The organism is Fructilactobacillus florum 8D, from assembly GCF_000512295.1.
Lineage (GTDB): Bacteria > Bacillota > Bacilli > Lactobacillales > Lactobacillaceae > Fructilactobacillus > Fructilactobacillus florum.
In genome coordinates this window covers 1-25,565 of sequence record NZ_ALXG01000029.1, presented here as the reverse complement: position 1 = coordinate 25,565, position 25,565 = coordinate 1, and the positions used below count along the sequence as shown (strand labels likewise).

The 25,565-nt window shown below is 43.3% G+C and carries 24 protein-coding genes; 22 read left to right on the top strand and 2 right to left on the bottom strand.

The genetic code is table 11. The features are described 5' to 3' along the window. The first annotated feature begins 77 nt into the window (after positions 1 to 77). The 5 genes from B808_RS03375 to B808_RS03355 all read left to right on the top strand — a co-directional run bounded on the left by B808_RS03375 (position 78) and on the right by B808_RS03355 (position 4,603). Complete coding sequence (locus tag B808_RS03375) at positions 78 to 512, top strand: DUF1934 domain-containing protein (RefSeq protein WP_035421936.1); 435 nt, start codon at positions 78 to 80, stop codon at positions 510 to 512. Between the two features lie 46 nt (positions 513 to 558). Then, positions 559 to 1,113: a DNA-directed RNA polymerase subunit delta gene (gene rpoE, locus B808_RS03370; protein ID WP_009167332.1), complete on the top strand. Its 555-nt coding sequence runs from the start codon at positions 559 to 561 to the stop codon at positions 1,111 to 1,113. Between the two features lie 138 nt (positions 1,114 to 1,251). Beyond that, positions 1,252 to 2,865, top strand: a complete 1,614-nt coding sequence (locus tag B808_RS03365; protein WP_035421934.1) for a CTP synthase — start codon at positions 1,252 to 1,254, stop codon at positions 2,863 to 2,865. A 115-nt stretch (positions 2,866 to 2,980) separates the two neighbouring features. Further along, positions 2,981 to 4,252, top strand: a complete 1,272-nt coding sequence (locus B808_RS03360) for a UDP-N-acetylglucosamine 1-carboxyvinyltransferase (protein ID WP_009167330.1) — start codon at positions 2,981 to 2,983, stop codon at positions 4,250 to 4,252. Positions 4,253 to 4,354: 102 nt separating this feature from the next. Further along, positions 4,355 to 4,603, top strand: a complete 249-nt coding sequence (locus B808_RS03355; protein ID WP_035421932.1) for a type B 50S ribosomal protein L31 — start codon at positions 4,355 to 4,357, stop codon at positions 4,601 to 4,603. Between the two features lie 57 nt (positions 4,604 to 4,660). Here the strand turns inward: B808_RS03355 and B808_RS03350 are convergent, their stop codons facing one another. Next, positions 4,661 to 5,890: a multidrug efflux MFS transporter gene (locus B808_RS03350; protein ID WP_009167328.1), complete on the bottom strand. Its 1,230-nt coding sequence runs from the start codon at positions 5,888 to 5,890 to the stop codon at positions 4,661 to 4,663. Next, entirely contained in the window at positions 5,877 to 6,374 is a 498-nt protein-coding gene (locus B808_RS03345; RefSeq protein ID WP_035421931.1) for a low molecular weight protein-tyrosine-phosphatase, read from the bottom strand. The genes B808_RS03350 and B808_RS03345 overlap by 14 nt, the downstream gene beginning before the upstream one ends. A 164-nt stretch (positions 6,375 to 6,538) precedes the next feature. On the opposite strand from B808_RS03345, the gene B808_RS03340 reads away from it, so the two are divergent. The 17 genes from B808_RS03340 to lysS all read left to right on the top strand — a co-directional run bounded on the left by B808_RS03340 (position 6,539) and on the right by lysS (position 25,382). Further along, a complete protein-coding gene (locus tag B808_RS03340) occupies positions 6,539 to 7,336 on the top strand; it encodes a hypothetical protein (RefSeq protein ID WP_035421929.1) in 798 nt (265 codons plus the stop codon). A gap of 54 nt (positions 7,337 to 7,390) precedes the next feature. After that, positions 7,391 to 8,785: a UDP-N-acetylmuramoyl-tripeptide--D-alanyl-D-alanine ligase gene (locus B808_RS03335; protein ID WP_035421927.1), complete on the top strand. Its 1,395-nt coding sequence runs from the start codon at positions 7,391 to 7,393 to the stop codon at positions 8,783 to 8,785. Between the two features lie 160 nt (positions 8,786 to 8,945). Beyond that, positions 8,946 to 10,418 carry a DEAD/DEAH box helicase gene (locus B808_RS03330; RefSeq protein ID WP_009167324.1) on the top strand — a complete coding sequence of 491 codons (1,473 nt, stop codon included), beginning with the start codon at positions 8,946 to 8,948 and terminating at the stop codon, positions 10,416 to 10,418. Between the two features lie 83 nt (positions 10,419 to 10,501). After that, positions 10,502 to 11,629 carry an alanine racemase gene (alr, locus tag B808_RS03325; protein WP_009167323.1) on the top strand — a complete coding sequence of 376 codons (1,128 nt, stop codon included), beginning with the start codon at positions 10,502 to 10,504 and terminating at the stop codon, positions 11,627 to 11,629. 32 nt (positions 11,630 to 11,661) lie between these two features. Further along, positions 11,662 to 11,850: a hypothetical protein gene (locus B808_RS03320; RefSeq protein ID WP_035421925.1), complete on the top strand. Its 189-nt coding sequence runs from the start codon at positions 11,662 to 11,664 to the stop codon at positions 11,848 to 11,850. Between the two features lie 80 nt (positions 11,851 to 11,930). Beyond that, positions 11,931 to 12,296 carry a type II toxin-antitoxin system PemK/MazF family toxin gene (locus B808_RS03315; RefSeq protein ID WP_035421923.1) on the top strand — a complete coding sequence of 122 codons (366 nt, stop codon included), beginning with the start codon at positions 11,931 to 11,933 and terminating at the stop codon, positions 12,294 to 12,296. A 114-nt stretch (positions 12,297 to 12,410) separates the two neighbouring features. Beyond that, complete coding sequence (pth, locus tag B808_RS03310; protein WP_009167320.1) at positions 12,411 to 12,968, top strand: aminoacyl-tRNA hydrolase; 558 nt, start codon at positions 12,411 to 12,413, stop codon at positions 12,966 to 12,968. A 73-nt stretch (positions 12,969 to 13,041) separates the two neighbouring features. Continuing rightward, positions 13,042 to 16,506, top strand: coding sequence for a transcription-repair coupling factor (gene mfd, locus B808_RS03305; protein ID WP_051393805.1), 3,465 nt, complete (start codon positions 13,042 to 13,044; stop codon positions 16,504 to 16,506). Further along, positions 16,496 to 16,783, top strand: coding sequence for an RNA-binding S4 domain-containing protein (locus B808_RS03300; protein ID WP_009167318.1), 288 nt, complete (start codon positions 16,496 to 16,498; stop codon positions 16,781 to 16,783). Before mfd ends, B808_RS03300 begins: the two co-directional genes overlap by 11 nt. 63 nt (positions 16,784 to 16,846) lie before the next feature. Further along, a complete protein-coding gene (locus B808_RS03295; protein ID WP_009167317.1) occupies positions 16,847 to 17,200 on the top strand; it encodes an FtsB family cell division protein in 354 nt (117 codons plus the stop codon). A 106-nt stretch (positions 17,201 to 17,306) separates the two neighbouring features. Then, complete coding sequence (locus B808_RS03290; protein ID WP_035421919.1) at positions 17,307 to 17,762, top strand: S1 domain-containing RNA-binding protein; 456 nt, start codon at positions 17,307 to 17,309, stop codon at positions 17,760 to 17,762. 48 nt (positions 17,763 to 17,810) lie between these two features. Continuing rightward, entirely contained in the window at positions 17,811 to 19,163 is a 1,353-nt protein-coding gene (gene tilS / locus B808_RS03285; protein ID WP_035421918.1) for a tRNA lysidine(34) synthetase TilS, read from the top strand. Between the two features lie 11 nt (positions 19,164 to 19,174). Beyond that, positions 19,175 to 19,717: a hypoxanthine phosphoribosyltransferase gene (hpt, locus tag B808_RS03280; protein WP_035421949.1), complete on the top strand. Its 543-nt coding sequence runs from the start codon at positions 19,175 to 19,177 to the stop codon at positions 19,715 to 19,717. Between the two features lie 70 nt (positions 19,718 to 19,787). Further along, positions 19,788 to 21,836, top strand: a complete 2,049-nt coding sequence (gene ftsH, locus B808_RS03275; RefSeq protein ID WP_035421916.1) for an ATP-dependent zinc metalloprotease FtsH — start codon at positions 19,788 to 19,790, stop codon at positions 21,834 to 21,836. A 65-nt stretch (positions 21,837 to 21,901) separates the two neighbouring features. Further along, positions 21,902 to 22,795, top strand: a complete 894-nt coding sequence (gene hslO, locus B808_RS03270; protein ID WP_051393804.1) for an Hsp33 family molecular chaperone HslO — start codon at positions 21,902 to 21,904, stop codon at positions 22,793 to 22,795. Continuing rightward, the gene (dusB, locus tag B808_RS03265) at positions 22,792 to 23,814 is read left to right on the top strand and encodes a tRNA dihydrouridine synthase DusB (RefSeq protein ID WP_035421913.1); all 1,023 of its coding nucleotides are present in this window, start codon (positions 22,792 to 22,794) and stop codon (positions 23,812 to 23,814) included. Before hslO ends, dusB begins: the two co-directional genes overlap by 4 nt. 92 nt (positions 23,815 to 23,906) lie before the next feature. Continuing rightward, complete coding sequence (gene lysS / locus B808_RS03260) at positions 23,907 to 25,382, top strand: lysine--tRNA ligase (protein ID WP_035421945.1); 1,476 nt, start codon at positions 23,907 to 23,909, stop codon at positions 25,380 to 25,382. Positions 25,383 to 25,565: the final 183 nt, after the last annotated feature.

Genomic DNA, 25,565 nt, shown 5'->3' with positions numbered 1-25,565 from the left:
TATTCAGTCTGTTTCAATTATAGCTGAACCAGCTAGATTCGTCATTACCACTAGTCCAGATAGAAGAGGTGTTTGTCGTGATAGAAAAAAACGCAACAATTCCAGTTCAAGTAAAATTAACCACTACGGTGACGCAGCAAGGAGATACCACGACCCATCATTTTGTTGAAACAGGTCAGTTAGGTCAGATTCAAGGAACTTGGTATCTGCGCTTTCAAGAGACGACGGGTCACCAGACGGTTCCGGTTTCCTTTCGCTTTGATAATCAAAAGCAAGTTCGTTTGCTTCGGAACGGCGAAAACCGGCTTAATTTTTTGTTTCGTGATCAAGCAGAAACCGAAAACCAGTACCGGACCCCGTTTGGACTAGTGAAACTACAATTGAAAACGCAAGCACTACACTTGGATTTTGATGTAGAGGCGGCCGTGGGGGCATTCGAGGTTTGCTATCAGCTTCGGCAAGGAGGCGACCCGGTCGGTGACTACCAGATTAAATTGCAATTTAATTCATAAATTAGTATGATGAGATGTAACCGTGATTAAGAAAGGCGTGTGTGATTTGGAACTAGAAAACTTGGATCAAGCAAAAAAAGACGAATTATCCATGATTGAGGTAGCGCATGCAATCCTTGCGGACCAGGGGAAGACCATGCAATTCCCTGACTTAGTTAATGCCATCCAAAAGTACACTGGTTTTAGTGATGCCGAAATCAAGGATCGCTTAGTTCAGTTTTATTCAGACCTAAACGTTGATGGAAGCTTTATTTCGCTTGGAAACAATGTCTGGGGTTTGCGGACTTGGTATCCTTATGATTCAGTTGATGAAGCTACGGCTAGTGAAGGCGACGACGAACCAAAAGTTAAAAAACGTCACAAAATCAATGCATTTCTGGCAGATGCCGCTGATGACGACGATGTAATTGATTATGACAATGACGACCCAGAAGATGACGATGTGATTGATTACGATGATCAGGACGATGCTCCCGAGGATCATGCAGGGATTGATTATCACCATGACGATTCAGAAGATGATGATTTTCATGATGATTTGGATGAGCATGCGGCAGCAGAAGATCATGATGAAGCCGATGATGACGACGATGATCTTTAGACTTGACGCCATTCTGCTTTTCGATTAAAATCCTTCTTGGGCACTTTATGGGATCATAAAGGCATTCGAAACAAGGCTCCCCTACCATTAGGGGAGCCTTTTTAATTGTTGTTGTTAGATCACAGGGGGGAATTGATTATGACCAAGTATATTTTTGTCACTGGCGGGGTGGTTTCTTCGTTGGGAAAGGGGATTGTATCGGCTTCGCTCGGACGGTTACTTAAAAACCGGGGGTTGTCTGTGACGGTTCAAAAATTTGATCCCTATATTAATGTCGATCCGGGAACAATGAATCCCTATCAACACGGTGAGGTATTTGTAACTGATGATGGGACCGAAACTGACTTAGATTTAGGCCACTATGAACGGTTCATTGACAATGATCTCAACAAGTATTCCAACGTGACGACGGGAAAAATCTATCAAGAAGTTTTAGAAAGAGAACGCCATGGGGACTATTTAGGAGCCACTGTCCAAGTGATTCCACACATTACCGGTATGATCAAAGAAAAGATTATGCGTGCAGCTAAAACGACTCAGGCAGACATTGTCATTACAGAAATTGGCGGTACAGTAGGAGATATTGAATCTCTTCCATTTCTAGAAGCAATTCGCGAGATGCGTAAAGAAGCTGGTTTTAAGAACACTTATTACGTACACACGACGTTGGTACCATATTTGCGGGCAGCAGATGAAATGAAGAGCAAGCCGACCCAGCATAGTGTCAATGAACTTCGGAGTGTGGGGATTCAGCCGGACATGCTGGTTTTAAGAGCAGAGAAACCAATTACGGAAACGATGAAACAAAAAATTGCCATGTTTTGTGATGTCCCAGAAAAAAGCATTATTGAATCAATTGATGCTCCAAATTTGTATCAGTTACCACTCAGTTTTCAGGCGCAAGATATGGATGATCAGATTTTGGAACATTTTAACGTTAAGGCTCCTGAGGCCGATATGGTTGCTTGGAAAAAAATGGAACAACACATTCGCAATTTGCACAAAACCGTGCGAATTGCGTTGGTAGGAAAATATGTCAAACTGAAAGATGCTTATATTTCGGTTGATGAGTCGCTCCGGCACGCTGGCTATGCGGCTGATGCCGATGTAAAAATTGTGAATCTCGATGCGGAAACCATCACGGCAGCGAACGTAGCTGATCAGTTGGCAGGCTTTGATGGGGTGATTGTGCCTGGTGGCTTTGGAAATCGCGGGATCGAGGGAATGATAACGGCAATTCAATTTGCCAGAGAACATGACCTGCCGTTCTTAGGAGTTTGTTTAGGGATGCAAGTTGCCACGATTGAATATGCTCGACATGTTGCCGGATTTGCTGATGCGAACTCAACCGAGTTTGATAGCGAGACCCAGCACAATGTGATTGATCTGATGGCAGATCAAAACGATGTGGATGGTTTAGGGGGCACCCAACGCTTGGGCGCTTACCCCACAAAATTAACTCCGCACACGCAGGCCGCTGCTGCTTATGACAACCAAGTTCAGATTTCTGAACGTCATCGACACCGCTACGAATTTAATAACCAATTTCGGCAGGATTTAGAGGCCGCAGGCTTGGTTATTGCTGGGACCTCACCTGACAACCATTTAGTTGAAATTGTTGAAGTTCCGCAACACCGCTTTTTTGTAGCAGCACAATATCATCCAGAATTTCTTTCCCGACCGGATCGACCAGAAGGATTATTTAAAGCATTTGTGGCCGCCGCTACTCAGTATCACGAACAAAAAAAATAAGTGTGTGATATCCTTAACTTTTTTCGAAAATCTTAGGAATGCTATTGTAATACCGCCATTTTTTACTTATGATTGAGAGCGTGACCTATAGTGAAAACAGTGAGGATTATTATACATGAGTACGATGAAAATACAGGGAGGTCGACGACTTCATGGCGACGTTACCATTGGCGGTGCCAAAAATAGCATCGTAGCACTGATTCCCGCCGCGATTCTTTCTGATACGCCAGTCAAATTCGACATGGTACCTGATATTTTAGATGTTCATAATTTGATGCTAATTCTCAAAGCCATGAATGTACCGTCAGCTTTTGCTGATGGAGTATTAAAGCTTGATCCAACTAAAATTAAAAGCGGTCGGTTACCCAGCCGTGCCATTAAAAAATTACGCGCTTCTTATTACTTTATGGGGGCTTTGTTAGGTAGATTTCACCGCGTTGAGATTAATTTCCCCGGCGGTGATAACATTGGTCCAAGACCGATTGATCAGCACATCCGTGCCTTTACGGCTCTTGGAGCGACAGTCCGAGAACATGGTGATCAGATTGTAATTGATGCAACTGACCATGGCTTGCTTGGAACGGAAATTGAGTTTGAAAAAATTTCAGTGGGGGCTACTATCAATGCGATTTTAGCTGCCACGAGAGCCACAGGCACGACGATCATTCGTAACGTTGCGCGAGAACCCGAAATTGTTGATATTGTGTCATTTCTAAACGAATTGGGAGCTCGCATCAGTGGAGCGGGTACGAATGAGATTCGGATTGAAGGAGTCGCTCAGTTGGCTGCCCACCAAACCCATATGGTGATTCCGGATCGGATTGAAGCCGGGACTTACTTAGCATTAGCTGCGGCCATTGGTGATGGGGTTCAGATTAATAATGTAATCCCGCAACATTTGCAGGCTTTTACTGATAAACTGAACGAAATGAACGTGGCTTTGGAGATTGGATCAGACAGTATCATGGTTCATCCACACCGTCAGTTACATGGCGTTCACATTAAAACTGCGCCCTTTCCTAATTTTGCGACGGACTGGCAACAACCAATTACACCGTTACTTTTGCGAGCTCAGGAGCCTAGTTTGATTGAAGACACCATCTATCCGCAACGGAAAAAACATGTTTCAGAGTTGCAAAAAATGGGTGCTCAGATTAGTATTACTCCAGAAAATCAGATTAAAATTAATCCGACCGCTGCTTTACATGGGGCTACCGTCTCAGCTGGTGAGATTCGGGCGGGCGCCTCGCTGGTAATTGCCGGATTAATGGCCGATGGCGAGACTACCATTACTAACACCGATAATATTCTACGTGGATATGACAATCTTGCCCAAAAGCTGACTAATTTACATGCTCGAGTGCAAATGATTAATGATTTAGACTAATGCTGAAAGTTGCATCACGAAATCTTTAATGGTAAACTACAAAAGTTGAGTAATTATAATCAATCTCTGGGCTGATGAGGTTCAGGGCAAAGGAGCGATATCATGAAAAAAGGCATTCATCCAGATTTTCATCAGGTAGTCTTTCAGGATTCTAGTACGGGCTTTAAATTTATTACAGGTTCGACAGCTACTTCGAAAGACACGATTACGATGGAAGATGGTAACACTTATCCCTTGATTCGGGTTGAAATCTCTTCGGATTCGCACCCCTTCTATACTGGGAAACAAAAATCAGCTCAGGCTGACGGAGCGGTTGATCGCTTCAACAAGCGTTATGGGCTTACCAACTAAGTTGCTATCAAAATAAAAGGATTAGTCATGATTGCTGACTAATCCTTTTATTTTGGTTTAAAATTGTTTGCGTGCTTGATGGACGACGAGGCAAAGATTAATCAAGACTAATCCCGCTGTCGAAAGAAAGACCCCGGAGTAATCAAAGATTGAAGAGACTAAGGAACCAATTAGTGGTCCGGTAAAGTTTCCAATTGCCTGAAATGATTGGTTCCAGCTGAAAATTCGACCGGTAACGGCTGCAGGGGTGCTTTTAGCTAAGATGGCCTGAACTGCTGGTAGCATACAAGCATTTGAAACTCCAAGTAAAAATCTAAGGGCAATTAATTCCCAAACATTGGTAACGAATGCCATGGGGATGAATAGTACTATGGCTAGTAAAAAGCCAAAAATCATGACTTTTTGGCTACCAATGCGATCTCCCAATGATCCAAACTTGGGCGCAGCAATTAATGTTGCAATTCCTGGAACGGCTGCGACAACCCCACTAAAAAAAGTGACCGTGGGTGAATTTTGCATAATTTCTTTAACGTAGAGGGAGAGAATTGGCGAGATTGACATGTTTGAGGCTTGAATAATCATGGTAGTAATGAACATTCCAAAAATCAACTGAGGATGGGGGAGTTCCTGAATGACGGCGGCCGTGTTGAGATTAGCTTCTTTGGTCACTGGTTTGAATTTTTCTTGCACAAAAAAGAGGGTTACAAAAAATACACCTAGCATTAATGCACCAGTAATGAAAAAGGTGATCCGGTAACTAAAAATTGAAGCGAGCACTCCTCCGACTAAGGGACCGAAGAGTGAACCGGAAACTCCGCCAGTTGATAAGATGCCTAGAGCCTTACCGCTCTGGCTTTTGGGAACTTGGATGGCTAAGAGAGCGTTAGAATTTGGCATGTAGCCTGAAAAGGCCCCTTGAATGAAACGTAGCCCAATTAGCATCCAGACATTGTTAACGGTTCCCATTAAAAAGACACAAATTGACATGCCTAAGGAAGCTCGCAACAGCATGACCCGCCGACCGTAACGATCTGCCAGGCTACCCCACAGGGGAGAAACAACGGCTGCTACAATAAACGAAGCAGAAAAAGCGAGACCACTGTACAGGCTAACTTGACTACGACTAAAGTCACCCATGGTATTGATGTAGAGCGATAAAAATGGCATCATCCCGCTAAACCCCATGCTGGTTAAAAAGAGACCAATCCAAAGGGCAACGAGGTTTCGATGCCAAATTTTACTCGGGACGGTCTCGCTTGGATCGGTTGGTTCATTAGATTGTTCCATTATTAGCCTCCTGGGTTCGTTGCTGTTCCATGCTGGTTAGCCAGCGGGGCAACGACTGCTGTAATTGTTGATAAGTTAAAGTAAAGTTGTTGGTATACCAAGGATCGGCAATGCTAGCTGGATGTTCATGATTTAGAACCTCTAAACAAAGGTGCAGTTTTTGAACGTGTTTAGAACCCAGTCGAAGTTGTAAGTCGGCTAGATTTTGTTGGTCCATGGTAATTAGGTAGTCGGCCTGTTGCAGTTCTTGATCAGTTACGCGGTGAGCACGGTGAGTTGCAATGTTCAAGTTGTGTTTTCGAGCACAAGCTTGTGCTTTGAGATGAGGGGGATTGCCGGTTTCCGTGGCACTGGTAGCAGCTGAGCTAATTTGATAAAATTGTTGTACCCCGCGGTTAATGGTTAGTTGTTCAAACAACGCAGCTGCCAAGGGGGAACGACAAATATTTCCAAGACAAATAAAGATTACATTGATTTTTCTCAATTTAATCAGTCCGTTTCATAAAAGTTAATATGATTATCATAGCAAGTTTACGGCTTTTTCGCATCAATTAGCTATTTTAAGAATTACTACGCTAAAATGTTGCTGCTGAGATGGTGATTCGGTAGTATAATAAAAAACGATAGATGACGAAAAGAGTACTCAAGATGTTAACTAATTTAATCTATTTAAAGGTTAGTGTCTGGGATCACTTTACAATTTCGTGGGGGATTTCCTCTGGTGATTTTGTAAATGGAATTCAGCAACTTCCCCAGAATATCATTCTAATAAATGATGATTTTGCGTCTTCCAATAGCTATAATCCGCATTCACAGTTTCCAACAATTGTCGGTCAAAGCCAGATTCGTGAATATTTGATTGGTCCGAACGGCAACCCTAATAAGTGGATTGATTATCAAACCAAAGACCACCTAGACTCACTGCGAGACGATGAAATTGCTGATTTACTGTATTTGGCTCATATTGGCTGGCCTAATCATCAGCGGAGCCCTTTTTCACATAAACTCGGTAATCAGTTTGTTTATTTAGGCGGCCGGAACGGTTTTAAAAAAATTTATTTTCAAAGATTTACCGCCTTTACTCATGTTTTAGAGTTAAGTATCAAGCGTCATTTGCGAAACCAGCGAAACAGCAAGCGCATTTTTGCTCGACCATTGTTTGTGAAAGACCTTGAGAGTGACTTGTTGCAGCAATTAATTGAGACCAGTTTTACGGGGCTGATTTTGGCCTTTGAACTAGCGCGGGAAAGTCAACGCCAGTTTAAAATCCCTATTTTAGCGCCAAAAGCGAATCAGGAAAAGGTGCTTTGGAACACGGAGGGGCAGTTGCGGTCACAGACTGATCAACTGGGAACCTTAACGTATAATACCCTAACTAATAAATGGTCATTGCAGTTACAACATTCACAAGAAGTCGATCTTAACAATTTTAAAATTGATAAATAACCGGGTTGGAAGTTATAACCCGGCTTTGTTTTGTCAAAAGAGGAGTCAAACTAAATGAAAATGAAAATCGAAGAAGTTGCTCAAGCGGTTAGTGGCGAGCTTACCGTTCCAGTAGCAGCGTCAGAACTGGTTACTAGCGTCGACTTTGATAGCCGTAAATTAACGACGGGAGCGCTTTTTGTGCCGCTAACTGGGACCCATGATGGACATCAGTATTTAGCTAATGCGATCGAAAAAGGAGCCGTAGCAGCTTTGTGGTCTGAGGATCACCGCGACACCGCTCCCGCTGATTTTCCAGTAATCATTGTGCCAAATCCATTAGCAGCCTTACAAACGTTGGCCCGATATTATTTAACTAAAATAAATCCAAAGGTAATTGCCGTAACTGGTAGTAATGGCAAAACCACTACTAAGGATTTGATTGCCAGCATTTGTAAAACGCGTTTTAATGTCACTAAAACGCAGGGAAATTACAATAACGAAATTGGAGTACCAATTACCGTCTTATCGATGGATTCCAGCACAGAGGTTTTGGTTGTGGAAATGGGAATGGATCGACCGGGGCAACTGACCATGTTGAGCCAGTTAACTACTCCTGATATTGCGGTAATCACGATGATCGGCGAAGCTCACATCGAATTTTTTAAAACTAGGGCACGAATTGCCGATGCAAAAATGGAGATCACTAGCGGGTTACGACCGGATAGTTGGTTGATTTACAAGGGGGATGAGCCCTTGTTGCAAAAACGGGCAAGCGCATTGCCTTTCCCACAAAAAACTTTTGGAGAAAGCGATGTAAACGATTTGTACGTGACCGAGAGCCAAACTGATGATCAAAAAACAGTATTTACGACCAATGCTTGGCCCAAGCTACCCTTTACAGTGCAACTTCCAGGGCGCTACAACGTTAACAATGCGTTGGCAGCGCTGGCTGTTGGCGATGCACTGGCAATTCCGGCCCCAGCCATGCAACAAGGACTGGAAGCGGCTATTTTTACAAAAAATCGTACCGAATGGCTGCTTGGGGATCAAGGAGAAAAAATCCTCAGTGATGTTTATAACTCTAACCCAACCGCTGTTCGAGCGGTATTACAAGCCTTTGCGGCTAGCCAACCACAGGGGAAACGGATTGTGGTGTTAGGGGACATGTTGGAACTTGGTGATGCTGCTCCACAGTTGCATGCGAAATTAGCCGAGGTGCTTGACCCTAACCAATTCAATTCGGTCTTCTTGTTAGGAACTGAGATGCAGGCTTTGAAGACGGCACTTGCTGACAAATACCAACTTGGAAATAACTTGTTTTATTATGATGGGAATCAGCAACCACAATTATTACAAGAACTCCGCCAGCATCTGACTAGTAAAGATGAAGTATTGTTAAAGGGAAGTCACGGGATGCATTTAGAAATTGTTTTGCAAGGGCTACTGGGAGAAAAATCGGCGAGATGATTTGATAAATTCTTGTTTTTGGTGTAATGTTAGATGGTTATGTTTGCCAGTATTATCAATAGAATAACAATCGAACGCGGATCCTAACGGATGAATAGAAAACGGATTTTTTCTAGTTAGGATTTCGCTGATCGGGATGTTTCATTTAGGAGGAACACATTTGAATTTTCAAGATTTAGGACTATCAGATAGTCTGTTAGCGGCGGTTGCTAAAAATGGTTATGAAGAACCTACCGCCATTCAAGCCCAGACAATTCCACTGACGCTTCAAGGCGAAGATGTGATTGGGCAGGCACAAACAGGAACCGGTAAAACGGCGGCCTTTGCATTGCCGATTTTGCAAGGAATTGATGTTGATGACCCCAATGTTCAAGCATTGATTATTTCTCCCACCCGGGAATTAGCCATTCAAACACAAAATGAATTGCAAAAACTAGGTCGTTCTGAAGGAGCTCGGGCTCAAGTAGTCTATGGTGGTTCCGATATACGGCGCCAGATCTATGACTTGAAAAAACATCCACAAGTCATTGTTGGGACTCCTGGGCGTCTATTGGATCACATCCAGCGACGGACGCTCAAGTTAGATCACGTGAAGTTTTTGGTTTTAGATGAAGCCGACGAAATGCTGAACATGGGCTTTTTAGAGGATATCGAAAAAATCATTAAAGAGACTCCAACTGAGCGGCAAACGATGTTATTTTCAGCCACGATGCCTGCCCCAATTAGACGGGTTGGCTTAAAATTCATGACTGATCCTAAACAAGTTAAAGTGAAAGCCAAGGAATTAACGACGGATTTAGTTGATCAGTATTACGTTAAGGTACGCGACAACGAAAAATTTGATACGATGACGCGACTATTTGATGTTGAACAACCAGACGTCACAATTATCTTTTGTCGGACGAAACGTCGAGTGGATGAAGTTGCTAAGGGAATGGTAGCTCGCGGCTACCAAGCTGCCGGGCTGCATGGTGATTTGACTCAAAATCGGCGAACTCAGATTATGAACGACTTCAAACGCGAACGGATCAACTATCTTGTGGCTACAGATGTTGCTGCGCGGGGAATTGATGTTTCTGGAGTGACGCATGTCTATAACTTTGATATTCCTCAAGATCCAGAAAGTTATGTTCACCGAATTGGACGAACGGGTCGGGCAGGGCGTCACGGGGTATCAGTAACTTTCGTGACTCCAATGGAAATGAATTACTTGCGTGGGATTGAGAAATTAACTAAGGTACGGATGTTGCCTTTAAAGCCACCAACTAGTGATGAAGCCCTAGCGGGTCAATTAAAAGATGCTCAGACCGATGTTGCCAAATTAGTTCAGCGGACAGAAACATCCCGTTTTAGTGAGGTAGCACAGGAGTTGTTAACTAAGTATGATAGCCTTGATTTAGTAGCAGCTTTGTTAAATGAAATGTCACGTGACCAGGTCAAAGTTCACATTACACCTGAGCGACCTTTGAAAAACCGTGGTGGTCGTGGCGGTGGTTACCGTGGTAAGAGCGGTCGTTCACATAGTGGTGGCTATCGTGGCAATCGCGATCGTCAGCATGGTGGACATAGTCGTGGTCATGATCGTGACCAGCACACCCGTAATAATAAATTTGTGATTAAGAATAAGCACTAAAAGGGGCGAAAGCTCCTTTTTGTTTCTAGCCAGCTCAATTAAATGCTATGTTATAATTAATGCGTTAAAAAGGAGCTGAGAGCATGGTAATTGGTGAGCATCGGCCGGCGGAGATCATCATTGATGAGACGGCACTATATCATAATATTCATACGGAACAGCAGCGATTATCTGCTGGTACAGAAATGTTTATGGTGGTTAAGGCCAATGGTTATGGTCACGGCGCCGTTCAGGTTGCTAAAGTAGCGCGTGCTGCCGGAGCAACTGGTTTCTGCGTAGCTATCCTAGATGAGGCGCTCGAACTACGTCGGGCGGGTTTTGTTACAGAACCGATTTTAGTCTTGGGAATAACTAGCATTTCGTGTTTACCATTGATTCTGAAATACAATATTACTGTGACAGTTAGTAGCATAGAATGGCTAAAACAAGCAATTCGACAGCTGTCAGACAAACAGCTAACTAACCAACTCCGATTTTTTTTAGCACTCGATACCGGGATGGGACGAATTGGCCTGCAAACCAAAGAAACCGTCAAACAGTTTTCCATGTGTTGGCAAGCAGCGCAGACCAAGTTAGATTTTCAAGGGGTTTATACTCACTTTGCCACGGCAGATGAAAGTGACGCGGGCTACTTTGAACAACAACAGCAACGTTTTGCCACGCTTATGAGCGCACTGCCAAAGCGACCGCGCTATGTATCAGTTGCTAACTCTGCCACTAGTTTATGGCACCAAACAGTGGAGGCAAATTTAGTTCGGTTCGGGATTGCTGGGTATGGATTGAATCCGGCAGGAACGTTGCGTAAAGCTCCCTTTCAGTTACAGCCGGCGCTTAGTTTTACCAGCGAGCTTGTATTTGTGAAGCAGGTTCAGCCAGGCACTTCAATTGGATATGGGGCAACGTATACAACTCCGAAAACAGAGTGGATTGGAACACTTCCGGTTGGGTATGCTGATGGGGTTGACCGGCGTTTGCAGGGATTTCATGTGATTGTGGCGGGTCAATTTTGTCAGATTGTTGGTCGAGTGTGCATGGATCAGTTGATGATTCGACTGCCACAAAAAATGCCGATTGGAACCCCAGTAACGCTGGTGGGAACGGAAGCTAATTTAACAATTACCCTTGACGACGTGGCTAATTATTGTCATACCATTAATTATGAAGTTGCTTGCGGATATTCCGCACGACTCCCAAGATTTTATCAGGCGTGAATCGGTTAGTTTTATTTTAGGAAGCGATCATTATGATAGCGATCATCAAATATCAGCCGGGCTTATCTAATCCATCCTGGCATTTGGATGGTGATTTGCAACCAGTGGTGATGGTACCCTTATTTTACAATCAGAATCCTTTGAACAATCAACTAGCGTATGGCTATTGTAAAATGGCGCTCATTAATCAGGAAATTGCAAATGAGTATAGGAATTGCTAATGTGCTAAAATTGTGTAATCGATAAATGGCTTTAATTAAAAACCAAGTTTAAAACGTATAAAAACGAAAGGTCAGGCTCAATGAGAGAGTTGCAAATTAAGCGAGGCGACATCTTTTATGCTGATCTATCTCCAGTGGTAGGCTCAGAACAAGGCGGATTACGACCGGTTTTGGTGGTGCAAAACAACATTGGAAACCACTATAGTCCGACGGTCATTGTTGCTGCAATTACTGCTAAGATAGCAAAGCCACGGATGCCAACCCATGTTGCAGTTGCTGCTAAAAATACAAATATTGAAAAAGATTCGGTGATTTTGTTAGAGCAGGTTCGAACGATTGATAAGCAACGGTTGCGCGATCGGGTAACCCACCTGCACGATAAGATTATGGAAGATGTTGATACGGCCCTCACGCTTAGTTTGGGACTCCGTGCGGACATCCGTTAGTTAAATTTATGGTGAAGGAGCTCATGGGTAGCTCCTTTTTGTTTGGCGCTGGGAGTGCAGTGGATGGGCTGTGTTACAATCGAGATGATTTAGGGAATCAAAGGAGTGAGTGCGATGAAAATGATTGTTGGGTTAGGAAATCCAGGAGAAAAATACCAATCGACCCGCCATAATACAGGCTTTATGGCGCTTGAAGATTTTGCTAAAGCACATCAAATTGAATTGAATCAACACAACCAAAATGCTCAGTTTGGAAGTGGTTTGTTGGAAGGTGAGAAGGTATTATTGGTCGAGCCGTTAACTTATATGAACGAATCTGGACAGGCGGTGCGTCCGCTATTAGACTATTATAAGTTGAGTCTGGATGATTTAGTGGTGGTTTATGACGATATGGATTTGCATGTTGGTCGGATTCGGCTGAGAAATCATGGATCCTCGGGCGGACATAACGGGATTAAAAGTTTAATTGCACATTTAGGGACGAATCAGTTTAATCGGATTAAGATTGGAACGGACCATCCGCAGCGGCAAAGCGTTGTTTCTTATGTGTTGGGGAGCTTTAGTTTAGAACAACAAGGACCACTAGCCGAGTCGTTAACCCATGCCACGCAAGCACTTGATGATTGGGTGGCGGGGAAAGATTTTGCCCAGTTAGAAAATAAATTCAATTAAGCACGTGAAGGAGTTTTTAGTGAAATTAACAAAACCCTTTTTACAAACTAATCAGGTACAAAATGTCCTGAAGATGTTACAGCCCCATCAGCGTCAGCTAGTTACCGGCACTAGCGGGGTAGCGCAAAAGTTGTTTTTGACAGCGCTAGTTGCCAAGCAACAACAACCGCTGGTTTTTTTAACTGATACAGAAGAACATGCTGAACAGGCATGTCAGGAATTTCAAACAATGCTCCCGAAAGACCAATTGTTTTCTTTTCCAGCAGCCGAGGGGTTAGGGGCACAACTGGCAACTGATTCCGGAATTTATCAGGCTGCCCGCGTAGAAGCATTGCATGCCCTGCAGCTTGGTAAACCGGTGGTGGTAGTAGCGTCACTGGCAGGTTTGAAACATGCCCTTGCACAACCGACGCGTTTTCAAAAGTCGCAGTTACAGCTAGCACCTGGGCAACAATTTGAGCTGGGAAAATTACAGCAACAACTTGTTCAAATGGGATATCGTCGAACAAAACTGGTTGATACTCCTGGTCAATTTGCGGTACGTGGTTCAATTGTCGATATCTATCCTCTGACGGCCAAGCTACCGGTGCGGCTTGACTTTTTTGACGATGAGCTTGATTCGCTACGAAGTTTTGAACCGGGAACCCAGCGAAGCCAGCAAAACTTAACCCAGGGAACGGTTTTACCGGTCACCGACTTTTTACTCACAGCGACGGACCTTGAAGCTGGTAAGCAAGCTTTGCGAGCAGCTGTACCAAAAATGACGGATTCACCACAACGACGCGAACTGCAGCAATTGCTGAAACTGCCAGTGGCAGAAACTAATAATCAGCAATGGTCGAACTATCGTAACTTCTTTTGGAAACGACCCGCATCGCTTCTAAATTATCTGGCTCCAAAGGGAATCGTAGCGTTGGACGATTATGTTCGGATTCGCGAAACAGAGCGACAAGGACAGCAGGATCAGGCAATGTCAGACATGCTTGCTGGTCAATCAAAGGTAGGGACGTTACAAAAACTATTAGAAACTGATCAACACCCCCAACTTTTGTTATCACTATTTCAAAGGGGATTAGGGCGAATGACCCTGACAGCGGTAACGGATTTGCAGATTCGACCCATGCAGCGTTTCTTTGGTCAGTTGCCCCGGCTTAAGACGGAGTTAGAACATTATCGTAATCAGGGGCGAACCGTGATTATCATGGTCGCAAATGAAGAGCGTCGGCGTCAGGTAGCGCAAACATTAGCTGACTTTAAAATTAAGGTGGCAGCGACGACAGCCACAAACATTCAACCAGGGGTAGTCCAATTAACGTCTGGCAAGTTGACAGCTGGGTTTGAATTTGCCGCTGGTAATTTAGTGGTCATAACTGAAGCTGAAATGTTTCAAAGAGTTAGTGAACGGCCTCGACCGATTCGAACTAGACAGCCGACTTTTACGAATGCCGAACGGATAAAAAATTATACGGATCTGAAACCAGGCGACTATGTTGTACACGTAAACCACGGAATTGGACGTTATGAGGGACTCCAGACCATGGAAGTCGACGGTAAACACCAAGATTATCTCGCGCTTTCATTTAAAAACAACGCCCATATTTACATTCCAGTAACCCAGCTAAATTTGATTCAAAAGTACGTTGGGTCAGAAGAAAAAGCACCTCGGTTAAACAAACTGGGCGGAAATGAATGGGCTAAGACTAAAAGTCAGGTTTCCCAAAAAGTTGATGATATGGCCGATGAATTGGTCGATTTATACGCTAAACGTGAGCAAACGGCTGGCTTTGCTTTTCCGGCTGATGATGATTATCAAAGGGAGTTTGAGGCGGCCTTTGCCTACTCACCTACCCCAGACCAAGTTCGAAGTGTACAAGAAATCAAGCATGATATGGAGCAACCTCATCCGATGGATCGACTGTTGGTCGGAGACGTAGGCTATGGTAAGACGGAAGTAGCCATGCGGGCAGCTTTCAAGGCAGTCTGTGCTGGGAAGCAGGTTGCAATGTTAGTTCCAACTACCGTCTTAGCGCAGCAACATTATGAGACCTTCCAAAATCGTTTTTCTGATTTTCCGGTCACAATCGGTGGTTTGTCTCGGTTTAATAGTGCCAAAGAAACGCGGACCATTCTCCAAAAATTGAACGATGGTCATATTGACATTATTATTGGAACGCACCGATTACTCTCAAAGGATCTTCACTATCATGACCTTGGACTTTTAATTGTTGATGAAGAACAGCGATTTGGGGTCAAGCACAAGGAAAAAATTAAAGAACTTAAAAAAAATGTGGATGTTTTGACCTTAACTGCTACTCCGATTCCACGAACCCTCAACATGTCAATGATGGGAGTTCGAGATCTATCGGTCATTGAAACGCCTCCGGCAAATCGGTATCCAATTCAAACCTTCGTTTTGGAACAAAATGATGCCACAATTGTGGATGCTAGTCGTCGAGAAATGCAAAGAAATGGACAGATTTTTTATCTGCATAATCGAGTCAAAGATATTGATCAAACGGTAATGAAGTTACAGCGGTTATTACCAGATGCTCGGATTGGTTTAATCCATGGAAAGCTGACGGAAAATCAACTGGAACAGATTTTGTTTGATTTCATTAACGGGGCTTATGACATCTTAGTGACAACGACAATCATTGAAACAGGGGTTGATATGCCGAATGTGAATACGTTATTTGTTGAAAATGCTGATCGAATGGGTCTATCACAACTATATCAACTGCGAGGACGGATTGGTCGGAGCAATCGAATTGGGCAAGCGTATTTTATGTATCAGCCAGATAAGGTGTTGACCGAGGCTGGAGAAAATCGATTAGAAGCGATCAAGGATTTTACAGAATTAGGTTCAGGTTTTAAAGTGGCCATGCGTGATTTGTCAATTCGTGGAGCTGGGAATGTTTTAGGTCGAGCTCAGCATGGGTTTATTGCTTCGGTTGGCTATGATATGTATACTAAGATGTTATCAGACGCAGTGGCTTCAAAGCAGGGGAAACCTGCGCCATTGGCCAAGACGGATGCGGAACTAGATTTAGGTATCGAAGCTTACTTGCCCAGCAGTTACATTAGCGATCAGCAACAAAAGATTGAAATGTATAAGCGATTACGCCAAATTGAAAATGACTCCCAATTTAACGAATTACGTGATGATTTGGTTGATCGATTTGGTGAATATCCTCAGCCGGTGGCAAATCTACTAATGGTCGACAAACTCAAAATGCGCGCTGATTATGCCCAAGTTGAGCAGATTAAAAAGCGCGCTGATCACTTAGAAGTGGTGCTTAGTCCGGCAGGAACCACGCAATATAGTAGTAAAGAAATTTTACATGCAATTGCTGCGACAAAGTTTCGATCAATCATCAAGCAGAACCACGATAAATATCAAATTGAATTAGTGATCCAGCCAACGATGGCGTCAGCCGAGTGGCTCCTAGAGCTAGATCATTTCCTACAGGCGCTAGAAGTTAGTCGTGATAAGCAGCGCCAGCAGGAATCAGCAAAGGAGAATTTGCATGCGAATTGATAAATTTTTAAAGATGGCTAGAATTATTAAACGACGACCGGTTGCAAAAAAAATTACAGATCAAGGGCGCGTACTTATTGATGGGAAAGTAGCAAAATCTGCTAGTTTAGTTAAAACGGGGGATCAGCTTACCATCAAATTTGGGAATAAGACGCTAGTTGTAAGGGTTACAGCCGTAGTGCAAACCACTAAAAAAAGTGATGCTGAGCAAATGTATGAGGTAGTTTCAGAAACTTACGAACGTGACTATCAAAAAGAATCAGAGGAACTCTTGTAAAATACAATTTGTTGTTGTAACATGACTGGTAAAGTTGCTAGGTAGTTGTGGAGGAGGATTATCGTGGAAAAGCGAACTAATGTAGCTCAGTTGCATGCAGCAATTGGAACCAAACACCAAACACGGTTACTATCTCCACGACGAGCGCGTCGAGCGTTGATAATCAGCGCACTAATTGCGGTTATCCTAGTATTTTTGACGTTGCAATGGTTTGGTGCCCGAGTGCAACTACACCAGCTCAATGCTAATATCAGTAAAGAGCAGGTTCGATTGGAACGTCAACACCAGCGCCAATCTCAGTTACAGCATCGACAAAAATTGTTGAAAAATAACGATTACATTAAAAGTCAAGCGCAGACGAAGTATGGTTATACTAAACCAGGTGAAACGAATTTTCGGCTAATGAACCATAAATAAGCACAGGTTATTACCGGACGTGAAAAAACTTAAACAAGTTTTTTCACGTCTTTTTACTATGCTATAATACGGATTAAGTAATTATGAACAGAGGAGGATTAAGTTTTTGGGGCTTGCAGTTGGAGAGATTGTTACAGGAAAAGTTACTGGAATTACTGGATTTGGAGCGTTTGTTGACCTTGGTAATCGCCAGACTGGACTAGTTCACATTAGTGAAGTTTCGTCTGAGTATGTCAAAGATATTCATGACGTGTTAGCGGTGGGCGATGAGGTCGCGGTGAAGGTCACTAAAATTGGTTCTGATGGCAAGATTGCGCTTTCAATTCGCAAGGCCAACTCGCAAGATTCAGCACGAAAATCAGGTCAAGCTGATTCAAAACGTCATTCAATGGGGCAACCAGCAACTACTCCAAAACCACGTGGCACTCGTGCTAATCACCAAACGACGGGCGAATTTGATGATCTACTTTCTAATTTTTTAAAGGAAAGTGAGCATCGCTTGTCAGATATTAAAAAGAATACCGAAGGAAAACGCGGTGGTCGCGGTGGTCGTCGCAAGTAAAACCAGGGTGGTTTCCTGGTTTTTTGTTTAAAGGGGGCGCAGCAGTGCGTGGATTTACAACAAAAAATAGATAAATTGGTAGCGCAACACCAATGGTGGCGGCCAGGAGAAAATGTGGTTGTAGCAGTATCTGGAGGCATCGACTCAATGGTACTGTTAGATTTGTTACAAAGACTAGGAACGGACCGACCAGCTTTAATCATAGCGCACGTTAACCACTGCTTACGCGCAAACAGTACCCATGAAGCAGCTGCATTACAAAGATATTGTGAGGTTCGCAAGCTCCCCTTTTTTATGACTAACTGGAAGCATGGAGAGCTTGATCATGGTATTGAGGAGCAAGCCCGACAGTTTCGTTACCGTTTTTTTGCCGAAATCATGAGGACAACCGGTGCGCACTGGCTCCTAACCGCCCACCAGCAAAATGATCAGGCGGAAACCGTTCTAATGAAGTTGATTAGAACTGGCAATCTGGCAGCCGTTAGTGGCATGCGTCAGGTTCGCTGTTTTCCACCAGGACGGTTATTAAGACCGCTATTAACGGTTTCAAGAACTGAAATTGAAACATATGCCGAAAGAAGGGCATTAACCTGGTCAAAAGACGAAAGTAATGCGACCAATGCTTTTTTGCGAAATCGGATTCGTCACCAAGTATTGCCAGCCCTTGTGAAGGAAAATCAGCAAGCAGTTGCACATTTGGCAGCATTTGCCACTAACCTACAGCAGCAAAATGATCGAGAAGTGGTGTCTCTAGATCAAACCCTATCTCCATTGAAAATTACCAATGGTTCGCAATCAATTGGGCTACCACTTCCCTTAGTAACTACGAATGTTGCAGGAGCGGTTCGCTGGTTATTAGGGCAATTGACGAGCAAAGTGCAAATCAGTGATCGACAATGTCAAGAAATTGCAAAATTGCTTGCCAATCAAGCCAAGCCGCAGGGTCAGATAGACTTAGGATCAGGTTATGTTTTGCAAAAAACTTATCAGCAGTTAACGATTAGTTGGCAGGGAAATAATTACGGGGAATGCCCCCAAAAAGTCCCAACTTTTGTGGTAAGATTAAACCACTGGTATCCATTAGCAGCAGGTCGTTGGTTTAAAGTATCCAAGGAGCCAGGTTCAAACCCACCACACGGGGGAACTAGGTTTGCTTTGCGAGCTGATCAGTTGCCCTTACGGGTTCGTCGTAGCCGTCCGACTGATCAACTTCGATTGGCTAACGGTGGTCATAAAAAACTTCGGCGGGTCTTTATTGACCATAAATTGGCAACTGAGAACCGGCAGCTTTCACAGACCCTGGTCACCAGTGATGGCGTAGTGCTAGCAGTTTTGGGAGTTCAGAGTAGTGTATTAATTCCCCAAACAATGGCTGATCATTATTTACTGAGGTTGAAATGAAAGGATTAATAATGGATAATGACATCCAACGAGTGTTGTACAGCGAGGCAAAGATTCAGGAAACCTGTAAACGGTTAGGCTCACAACTAACGAACGTTTATCGATCTAAACGTCCGTTAGTGGTTTGTGTGCTGAAAGGGGCAGTTCCTTTCACTGCCGATTTAATTAAGCGTATGGATGTATACATGGATCTTGATTTTATCGATGTGTCTAGCTACCATGGGGGAACTAAATCTTCTGGAACGGTAAAACTGCTCAAAGATTTAGATACATCAGTTGCTGGTCGGGATGTTTTGTTTGTCGATGACATTGTCGATACTGGGAAAACACTGGTGTATTTGCAACGGCTCCTAAGAAATCGGGGAGCAGCTTCAATGAAGGTTTGTACTCTGATGGATAAACCTGAAGCTCGTCCCAGTGATGGAGTCAAGGCTGATTACGTTGGTTTTCAGGTTCCCAATGAATTTTTAGTTGGGTATGGTCTAGATTATCAAGGTAAGTATCGAAATTTGCCGTATGTTGGAATTCTAAAACCAGATATTTATCAAGCGTAATCAGTCGTTTACCATTTAAAAAAGTGATAGAATTTTAATATTAAATAATAATGTAGCGTGGAGGACTTAAATGAAAAACAATCGAAATGGGCTGTTTCGTAGTAGTCTGTTTTATATCATCATGTTTGTATTAGTGATGGGTGTCATTCTCTTCGCCACTGGCGGGAGCGGAACAAAACCAGCGCAGACCCAAAAGATTCAATCTAGTCAATTTGTTAACGACTTAAAGCAAAACAAAGTTAAAAAGTACGGGATTGAATCTGCTAATGGTGTTTATAAAATCACCGGTGAATATCGAAAGCCACAAGAAGTCAAGAATAACAATAATAACGGTTTTCCGTTTAAGTTTGGAAACAAAGGTCTAGTTAAACAGAATACTAAACAGACCAAAACGAAGCAGTTTTCGACTAACCTGGTCAAAAGTGATGCAACGGTTCGTGAAATTAACGGTTTGTCCAAGCAGCATCAAGTTGAAGTAAATGCAACTCCTACCCAGTCAAATGGGTTTTGGTTAAATCTGATTGTTTCAATTTTGCCATTGATTATTTTCATTTACTTATTTTATATTATGATGCGACAAGCTGGTAGCGGAGCTGGTGGTCCGGGCGGAGTCATGAAGGTCGGGAAGAGTCAGGCCAAACCCGTTAAAAGTAAGGTACGCTTTAGCGATGTTGCTGGTGAAGATGAGGAAAAACAAGAATTAGTTGAAGTGGTTGAGTTCTTGAAAGATCCTAAAAAATTCACTAGTCTCGGAGCAGTGATTCCTAAGGGGGTCTTGTTAGAAGGACCTCCAGGAACTGGAAAAACTTTATTGGCAAAAGCAGTGGCTGGAGAGGCCGATGTGCCTTTTTACTCCTTATCAGGATCTGATTTTGTGGAGATGTTTGTCGGAGTTGGTGCCAGTCGGGTTCGTGATTTGTTTGCTCAAGCAAAGAAAAACGCTCCAGCCATAATCTTCATCGACGAAATTGACGCAGTTGGTAGAAGACGTGGCGGCGGTATGGGTGGCGGTCACGATGAACGTGAGCAGACTTTGAATCAGCTGTTGGTTGAAATGGATGGTTTTTCTGGCAATGCTGGAGTAATCGTAATTGCTGCAACCAACCGATCCGATGTCCTTGATCCAGCCTTGACGCGTCCGGGTCGATTTGATCGGAAAATTTTGGTAGGTCAACCAGATGTTCGTGGTCGAGAAGCAATTTTAAAAGTTCACTCAAAAGATAAGCCAATTGATTCCTCAGTTGATTTGAAAGAAATTGCGAAGCAAACTCCTGGTTTTGTAGGAGCAGATTTGGCGAACCTCTTGAATGAAGCAGCGCTTCTGGCGGCACGTCGAGATAGTAAGGTAATTACTGCTGCTGATTTAGATGAAGCCGAGGATCGGGTAATTGCCGGACCAGCCAAGCGGAATCGAATTATTAGCCAGCACGAACGTGAAGTAGTTGCAAATCATGAAGCCGGGCATACGATTGTGGGATTAGTCCTGAATGATGCACGGGTTGTTCATAAGGTGACAATTGTTCCTCGTGGTCGTGCTGGTGGTTACGCTATCATGCTTCCTAAAGAAGATCAGCAACTCTTGTCGAAAAAGGATGCCATGGAACAAATTGCTGGAATGATGGGTGGTCGCAGTGCTGAAGAAATTGTGTTTGATTCCCAATCATCGGGAGCTTCCAATGATTTTCAACAGGCGACGCAAATTGCCCGCGCAATGGTTACGCAGTATGGAATGACGGATGAGTTAGGAACGGTCGCTTTAGAGGATCCTAATGCTGATCCGTATGCTGCTCGTAAATATTCTGAAAAAACTGCTGCTGAAATCGATAAAGCAGTCAAAGATTATACGGCTGCAGGTCATGAACAAGCCTTGCAAATTATTTCGGAGCATCGCCAGCAACATAAAGCAATCGCTGATGCATTATTGAAATATGAAACTCTAGATGAGAAACAGATTTTGAGCTTGTACAAGACGGGAAAATTACCTGCTACTGACCAGCATGATGAAGATGATTCTGAGTCGTTCAAACAGGCTCAACGTCATGCTGAAACTCACGATAACGAGGAAAACCGCGAGATTACTGATGACATTAAAGATGATCAGGGTCAACCGGACGATTAGTTCAATAGTCTCAAAAGAACGTAAGCATTGTGCTTGCGCTCTTTTCGAATTGAAGGGAGTTAGATATGGTGATGGATCAAGAGTTAGTCAAGGCAGTTACTACTGACCATAATTTTCGCGTGTTGCTGCTGAATGGTCAATCCGTAGTTGAAACGGCTCGGCTTAGTCATCATTTGACGAAAACAACAACCACCGTATTAGGACGGGGATTGCTCGCAACGCTGTTGCTTGCAAGTTCCGTTTTAAAGGGAACAGAAGGGTTGACGGTCAGGTTAAACGGCCAAGGACCGGTTGGTGGTATGTTGATTGATGCTGATGCGCACGGGACGGTTAAAGGTTATCTTCAACACGGTCAGGTCGAATTACCCTTCCTGGCTAATGGTGACGTTGACGTTGCTAGCGCAGTTGGAACCGATGGATTTTTAGAGGTTTTAAAAACCCAAGGAAATTTAGATCCATATACAAGTACGGTTCCGCTAGTCACTGGACAGATTGGCAGTGATTTTGCATATTATTTGGCCAAATCAGAACAAATTAACTCAGCAGTTGGAGTTTCAGTCGTGTTAGATGAGCATGGTCAAGTTAAGACGGCTGGTGGTTATTTGATTCAAACATTACCAGATGCTGATAACACAGCAATTGCTGCGTTAGAAGAACGATTGCCAAGGCTTCCTTCGATTGCAACTATGCTAACTACTGCTACGGATCCAGTTAAGTTAGCGGCGATGTTATTACCCGATGAACCAGTCAAAGTGTTGAGTCAAGAGCAAGTCGCTTTTGCATGTGATTGTTCAAAAGCTCAGTTTGCACAGAGTTTAGCAGGACTTAGCAGTTCTGAATTACGGCAATTGATCACGGAAGATCATGGTGCTGAGGTTGTTTGTCATTTTTGTGGGGCACGATATCAATTTTCAGCAACTGAATTACAACAGATTTTAGCTGAGAAAGGAAAATTATGAAAACAAATAGAGCTTGGAAAATCGGTGATCTAAAGATTGATAATCCGGTTGTCGTTGCTCCAATGGCGGGAGTAACTAACTCAGCCTTCCGGTTGATTTGTAAGAATTTTGGTGCGGGACTTGTCGTTTGCGAAATGATTTCTGATCGGGCGTTGATGTACAATAACAAAAAAACCCTCCAAATGATGAATGTTGAAGCTGCTGAACATCCCATGAGTATTCAGATTTTTGGCGGGAACAAAGAAACTTTAGTTGAAGCTGCTAAGTTCATTGATCAAAAAACGGCGGCCGATATTATTGATATCAATATGGGTTGTCCGGTTAATAAAGTGGTCAAGACTGATGCAGGGGCTCGGTGGTTATTAGATCCGCAAAAAGTTTACGAGATGGTTTCTTATGTTACAGATGCAGTTTCTAAACCGGTAACAGTAAAGATGCGGACGGGATGGGATGATGATCATTTATATGCCGTTCAGAATGCATTGGCTGCTGAAAAAGCTGGAGCTAGTGCGATTGCTATGCATGGTCGGACTAGAGAACAGATGTATTCGGGACACGCTAATTGGGAAATCTTAAAAGAGGTTGCTGACGCGTTGACGATCCCATTAATGGGAAATGGTGATGTGACTAGCCCCCAAATGGCTGCTCAAATGTTAGATGAAGTTGGTGCGACGGCCGTGATGATGGGTCGGGCAGTTGAAGGAAATCCATGGATTTTACGGCAAACTGAACATTACCTATCCACGGGAGAATTATTACCAGTGCCAACGGTTGCCGAACGCATGCAAATGGCCAAGGATCATTTGCATGGCTTAGTACAATTAAAGGGTGATCGGGTTGGTGCGCATCAATTTCGTGGGCATGCGGCCTATTATCTGAAAGGAGTTTCACACTCGGCGCGAACTAAAGTGGCTCTTTTTAATGCTGATAGCGAAGCCCAAATGGATCAGATTATTGATGATTTTGTTGCAAAAACAGAACAACGTCAGAAAAAAGACCTGCTGACGGCGCAGCACTAGAAATTTCTATGATAAAATTATGTTACTTAATTTAGTTTGGAGGAGAAACGGTGGCACAAGATCCGAAACAACAACGCAAGCAAGCTCGCCAGATGAATGATCAAATGCGGGTTCGTCGCGAAAAAATGAATGATTTGTTAGCAGAGGGCATCGATCCTTTTGGTCATGAATTTAAACCAACTGCCTTAGCAGCAGAATTGGATCAAAAATACGATCAATTCAGCAAAGACGAGCTAGAGAATAAACACATTGAGGTAACAGTTGCAGGTCGGATGATTGCTAAACGGGGAAGTGGAAAGGTTGGTTTCGCTGACTTATTAGATCGTTCTGGCAAGATTCAGATTTATGTGCGAAAGGATGTTGTTGGCGAACAAGCTTATCATATTTTTAAGCGAGCTGACATTGGTGACTTCTTAGGTTTTACTGGAGAAGTGATTAAGACTGATATGGGTCAGTTGACGATTCGTCCTACTAAGGTCACCTTTTTGTCTAAAGCATTGCGACCATTACCCGAAAAATATCATGGGCTTCAAAATAAAGAGCAAAAGTATCGGCAACGATATCTAGATTTGATTTCTAATCGGACTAGCTTCGACCGCTTCCAACAACGGGCACAGATCATTAAAGCGGTGCGTAGTTATCTAGATAATGATTTGGACTTTACTGAAGTTGAGACACCAGTTTTACATTCCTCTGCTGGTGGTGCCTCGGCTCGCCCCTTTATTACCCATCATAATGCGTTAGACATTGATTTATACCTGCGAATTGCGCTAGAGTTACATTTAAAGCGTTTGATTGTCGGGGGAATGGGGCGTGTCTATGAAATTGGGCGGGTCTTTCGTAATGAAGGCATGGACAAAGAGCACAATCCGGAGTTCACAGAACTGGAAAGTTATGCGGCCTATTATGATTTTTATGATGTGATGGATGAGACTGAGGGGATTTTTCGCAGTGCTGCCAAAGTGGTTAGTCCTGATTTGAAGATTGAATATCAGGGACAACCGGTAGATTTGGGGCAACCATTTAAGCGAATTCACATGGTTGATGCGATTAAAGAAAAGACGGGAGTCGACTTTTGGCCCAAATTATCAACAGAACAGGCTCGCCAGCTTGCTGATCAACATCAGGTTTCTTATGAAAATTACTGGCAAACCGGGCACATTATCAATGCCTTTTTTGAAAAATTTGTAGAACCAACGATTACAGATCCGACGTTTGTTTATGGTCATCCAATTGAGATTTCACCGTTAGCTAAGAAAAATGCTGATGATGCAAGATTCACTGATCGATTTGAACTTTATATTTTGGGAAATGAGTATGCAAATGCCTTTTCTGAATTGAATGATCCAATTGATCAACGACAACGGTTTGAAGCTCAGGCGCAAGAACGAGTTGACGGAAACGAAGAAGCGCAAGGAATTGATGATGATTATGTGAAGGCTCTCGAATACGGGATGCCTCCTACTGGCGGACTTGGAATTGGGATTGATCGGTTAGTGATGTTGCTAACGGATGCTCCTTCTATTCGTGATGTTTTGTTATTTCCAACTATGCGACCAGAAGATTGATTTTGGTAAGCCCTTTGTTTTGAAAGGGCTTTTTTTTATGAATAATTTGATAAGCTATTGACAAGCGCCATCAGAGAAGCTAAGCTATTACTTGTGCTTAAAAGGGAGGAATTCCTTGTTAGATTTTTATTAATGATTTATTCGATTAAATTCATTGACAAATATTTACTAACGCGCTATGAT